This window comes from Microbacterium sp. Leaf351 (genome assembly GCF_001423825.1).
Lineage (GTDB): Bacteria > Actinomycetota > Actinomycetes > Actinomycetales > Microbacteriaceae > Microbacterium > Microbacterium ginsengisoli.
Map to the genome: position 1 here is coordinate 188949 of NZ_LMPK01000034.1, position 4229 is coordinate 193177.

The 4229-nt window shown below is 71.3% G+C and carries 4 protein-coding genes; 1 reads left to right on the forward strand and 3 read right to left on the reverse strand.

Features of this window, described 5'->3' with window-relative positions:
* The 3 genes from ASG00_RS18185 to ASG00_RS11025 form a co-directional block, all read right to left on the reverse strand.
* Positions 1-1314: heavy metal translocating P-type ATPase (locus tag ASG00_RS18185; protein ID WP_442922640.1), on the reverse strand; the 1314-nt coding region annotated here is incomplete at its 3' end.
* Positions 1311-3437 carry a cytochrome c oxidase assembly protein gene (locus tag ASG00_RS11020; protein WP_056209522.1) on the reverse strand — a complete coding sequence of 709 codons (2127 nt, stop codon included), beginning with the start codon at positions 3435-3437 and terminating at the stop codon, positions 1311-1313. The genes ASG00_RS18185 and ASG00_RS11020, both read right to left, overlap by 4 nt.
* Positions 3434-3655: a heavy-metal-associated domain-containing protein gene (locus ASG00_RS11025; RefSeq protein ID WP_045246656.1), complete on the reverse strand. Its 222-nt coding sequence runs from the start codon at positions 3653-3655 to the stop codon at positions 3434-3436. Before ASG00_RS11025 ends, ASG00_RS11020 begins: the two co-directional genes overlap by 4 nt.
* Positions 3656-3795: 140 nt before the next feature.
* Here ASG00_RS11025 and ASG00_RS11030 point away from each other — a divergent pair, with 140 nt between their 5' ends.
* The gene (locus ASG00_RS11030) at positions 3796-4167 is read left to right on the forward strand and encodes a BlaI/MecI/CopY family transcriptional regulator (RefSeq protein ID WP_045246655.1); all 372 of its coding nucleotides are present in this window, start codon (positions 3796-3798) and stop codon (positions 4165-4167) included.
* Positions 4168-4229: the final 62 nt, after the last annotated feature.

Here is a 4229-nt window from a genome sequence, read left to right on the forward strand (position 1 = left end):
GATGCGGCCGGAGGCCTCGAGCGCGCTCTGCCCCTTGATGAGGATGCCGAGCTGGGCACCGCGCCCGATGCCGACCATGAGGGCGGTGGGGGTCGCGAGCCCGAGGGCGCACGGGCAGGCGATGATGAGCACCGAGATGCCGACGCCGATCGCGTGGGCGGGCTGGGCGCCGGCCCAGAGCCACGCGACGCCGACGGCGATGGCGAGCGCGATCACGACCGGCACGAAGACGCGCACGATGCGGTCGACGAGCGCTTCGACGCGGGCCTTGGAGGCCTGCGCGCGCTCGGCGATCGCGGTCATCTGAGCGAGCTGGGTGTGGGCGCCGACCGCGACTGCGCGCAGCACGAGCCGCCCGTCGGCGCTCGTCGTGCCGGTGACGGCGAGGTCGCCGACGGTCGTCTCGCGGGGCACGGGCTCGCCGGTGACGGTGCTCGTGTCGACGAACGCACGCCCCTCGACGACCTGTCCGTCGACGGGGATGGTCTCCCCCGCCCGCACGACGACGAGCTCGCCGACGCGCACCTGACCCGAGGGCACGACGACCTCGACCCCGTCGCGCACCACGCGCGCCCGGTCGGGCGCGAGGGCGGCGAGCGCGTCGAGCACGTCGCCCGCCTTACGCCGCGAACGCGACTCGAAGTAGCGGCCCGCGAGCTGGAACGTGGTCATGCCCGCGGCGACATCGAGATAGATGGCGCTCGCGCCCGCGGGGGTCTGACCGTAGCCGATCCAGTACGACGACCCGCCCTCGCCCATGAGGATCGTCGCGACGGCCCACCCGAACGAGGCGAGGATGCCGAGCGAGACGAGCGTGTCCATGGTCACCGAGCCGTGACGCAGGTTGCGGGCGGTCGCGCGATGGAACGGCCACGCCGCCCACGTCACGACGGGCAGCGACAGCAGCACGCACAGCAGCTCCCATCCCGGGAAGCGCAGGCCCGGCACGAGCGCCAGCACGAGGGTGATGTCCATGAGCGGCACGGTGAGGATCGCCGACACCAGCAGGCGTCGACGCAGGCTCGTGACGCGGTCGACCGCGGCACGTCGACTCCACTCGTCGTCGCCGTCGACCCGCACGGATGCCTCGTACCCGGCCTTCTTGACCGCCGCGACCGCCTGATCGGCCTGCTCGGGCGCGAGGCCCGTCACGACGGCGCGCTCGGTCGCGAAGTTGACCGATGCGGTGACGCCGTCGAGCTTTCCCAGGGCGCGTTCGACACGGCCCGCGCAGGCGGCGCAGGTCATCCCGCCGATCGAGAGCTCGACACGGTCGAGGTCGGCGAGCGGCAGCGTGTCGACGGGCGTGGTCACGGGCGGGTCTCCCCCGGGTCGGCGGCGGCGCTCGGAGCGGCGGGTCCGGTGGTCGCCGCAACGGCGGGGGCGGCATCCGTCACCGGAGCAGTCCCCCCGCGGGCCTGCAGCCGTGCGAGCATGCGGTTGTAGGCGTCGAAGTCGTCGTCGAGCCCGCTGTCGAGGTGGCGGTCCTTGCGGGCGGCCTCGCGCTGGTCCTGGCGGGCCCACTGGATGCCGAGAGCCACCACGACGATGATCAGCGGGATCTCTCCCCCCGCCCACGCGACGCCGCCACCGAGGTACTGCGCGGCCATGAGGTCCTGGTTCCAGGGCAGGTCGAGGGTCGCGTAGAAGTTCTCCGCGACCGGCACCGAGGCCGTCATCAGGATGATGCCGAAGAAGGCATGGAATGGCATCGCGGCGAGCACGAAGCCCAGCTTGCCGATCGGCGGCAGCGGCCTCGGCGGGCGGTCCACGCCGATGACGAGCCCGTAGAAGAGATACCCGGCGATCAGGAAGTGGATGTTCATCGCCTGGTGGGCCCAGTGGTATCGGATGATCGCCTCGAACAGGCCCGACAGGTACAGCCCGTAGTACGAGGCGATGTACAGCACGAACACGACGAGCGGGTTGTAGAGGATGCGCAGCCCCGGCCAGTGCAGCAGCTCGGTGAGCCATTCATGCGGACCGGCCGGCTCGCCGCGGCGATGCGGCGTCGTCGCACGCAGCAGCAGGGTCACGACGCCGCCCATGACCAGCAGCAGCGGCCCGAGCATGTTCAGGGTCATGTGCACGATCATGTGGATGCCGAAGTGGGCACCGGAGTACTGGCCGAACCCCGAGGAGGTCGCGACCACGATCGTCACCCATCCGAGGGTCCACGCGATCGTGCGGCCGAGCGGCCAGTGGTCGCCGCGACGCCGCAGGCGCCACAGCGCCCCGTAATACAGGGCGAGGCCCGCCGCCGCGATCACCAGGAACAGGATGTTCGGCCGCCAGTTCGTCGCCAGCACGAGGAAGTTCGGCGCGATCGGCAGATCGAAGCCGAGATACACCTCGGTGATGTCGCTCGGCAGGAAGTACTGCGGCGGAGGCACCCGCATCATCGCCTCGGCGATGGCGAAGAACGCGACGCCGCACGCGGCGATGGAGGTCGCGAGGATCGTCACCCGGAGGCTCGTCAGGGAACCCGCCCGGAAGGCGCGGAACCCCGCGAACAGCAGCACACCGGTCGCCGCGAGCACGACACCCTGCGCGATCACGAAGTACCAGGTCGGGTTCACCCAGGCGCCGGGACCGGCGAGCTTGAAGAACGCGAGCACGATCGCCGCTCCTGCGGCAAGGGCCCAGGCGACGACGCCCAGCAGCCAGAAGCGTCGCAGCGTGGCGGGCCGCAGCAGTCGGCCCCGCCAGACGCGGAGCGCGAGCAGGATACCGCTTCCGAACAGTGCCGCCGCGGCGATGGTCTGCACGGTTCCGGCGTCGGTGCCGAAGTCGTGACCGGGACCCACGAGGATCTGACCGACCACGACCGGGGCCAGCAGAGCGATCGCACTGCACCAGAGCGGGATCAGTAGTCCCACCCAGGTGACGGCGAAGTTGATGACGACGGCCGCGATGGTGGCGAGCACGGCGACCACGATCCACGCGACCGGCAGGTACGAGATCTGCAGCAGGTAGCCGAGCGCCGGCGATCCGATCGCGTCGAACACGTTGAGTCCGTTGGCATCCGCCGCATCGATCACGATCATCGCGGCGGCCAGCACCGCCCAGGCGATCGACGCCCAGCGGGCGACGTGCCATTCGGGCTGGTCGTCGATGATCACGCGGTCCTTGCCGGGTCGCGCGAGCAGGAACATCAGCACCGCGAGCGAGCCGGCTGTGAGCCAGCCGGCGAGGTCGACGAGCGCACGCCCGAGAGTCGCGGCGATCGCGGTGAGCTGACCCGGATAACTGCGGAACAGCTGCGTGTAGCTCGTGTCGCCGCGCACGATCGCGACGACGACCGGCGTGCCGAGCATGATCACCAGCGCGACGACGACGAGCGCGAGAAGCACCGCGCCGCGCCGCGTGTCACGGGCGGTCTCGTAGGCCGGCAGCTCGTCGGCGGATGCCGCGGCCACCGCGGCGGCGGAGCTCACCGCACCAGGCGGTATCCGGCTTCGGTCACCGCCGCGTCGATCCGGTCGAGGTCGAGGGCGCCGACGGCCTCGATGCGCGCCGTGCCGGCGGCGGCGTCGGCGGTGACGGCGGCGATCTCGGGAAGGGCGACGAGCGCCTCGGTGACGGAGTGCTCGCAGTGGGAGCAGGTCATGCCGTCGATGCGCAGCAGCTGGATGTCGGCCAGGTCCTGGGTCATGATTCGCCTCGTTCTCGTGCCGACCGCGCCGCGCGCGCCCATCGGCGATGTGTCGGAGACAACTCTACGTCTTGTCTAGCGCGTTGAGGCGCGGCATCCTTGTCTCCACATCTCGTAGAATCACGCACGGAGGTACGCAGATGGCAGGTGTGCGCACGCGCGGCAGGGGCGAGCTGGAGGCCGCGATCCTCACGGTGCTGCGCGCACACGACGAACCCGTCGGGGCCGCGCAGATCCAGGAGGAGATCGTCGGCGACGAGCCCGCCTACACGACGGTGCTCACCGCCCTCGAGCGACTGACCGAGAAGGGCGAGGTCGTGCGATCGGGCGACTCGCCGCGCAAGCAGCGCTTCGCCGCCACCTTCACCGCCGCCGAGAGCGCGAGCCGCACCATGGTCGACGCGCTGAGCCAGAACGAGGACCGCCGCGCCGTGCTCCTCAAGTTCGTCGGCGACCTCAGCGAGACCGACGCAGACCTGCTGCGGTCGGCCCTCGCCCCCCGCAAGCGCTGACCGTGGTCGCGCTCCTCGTCCTGCTCGCCGCGGCCGTCGCCGTGGTGCTGCTCGCTCCCCGC

Coding starts and splice junctions, on each gene's coding strand:
- ASG00_RS11025 (WP_045246656.1), bottom strand. CDS start 3,655: ATGACCCAGGACCTGGCCGACATCCAGCTGCTGCGCATCGACGGCATG.
- ASG00_RS11030 (WP_045246655.1), top strand. CDS start 3,796: ATGGCAGGTGTGCGCACGCGCGGCAGGGGCGAGCTGGAGGCCGCGATC.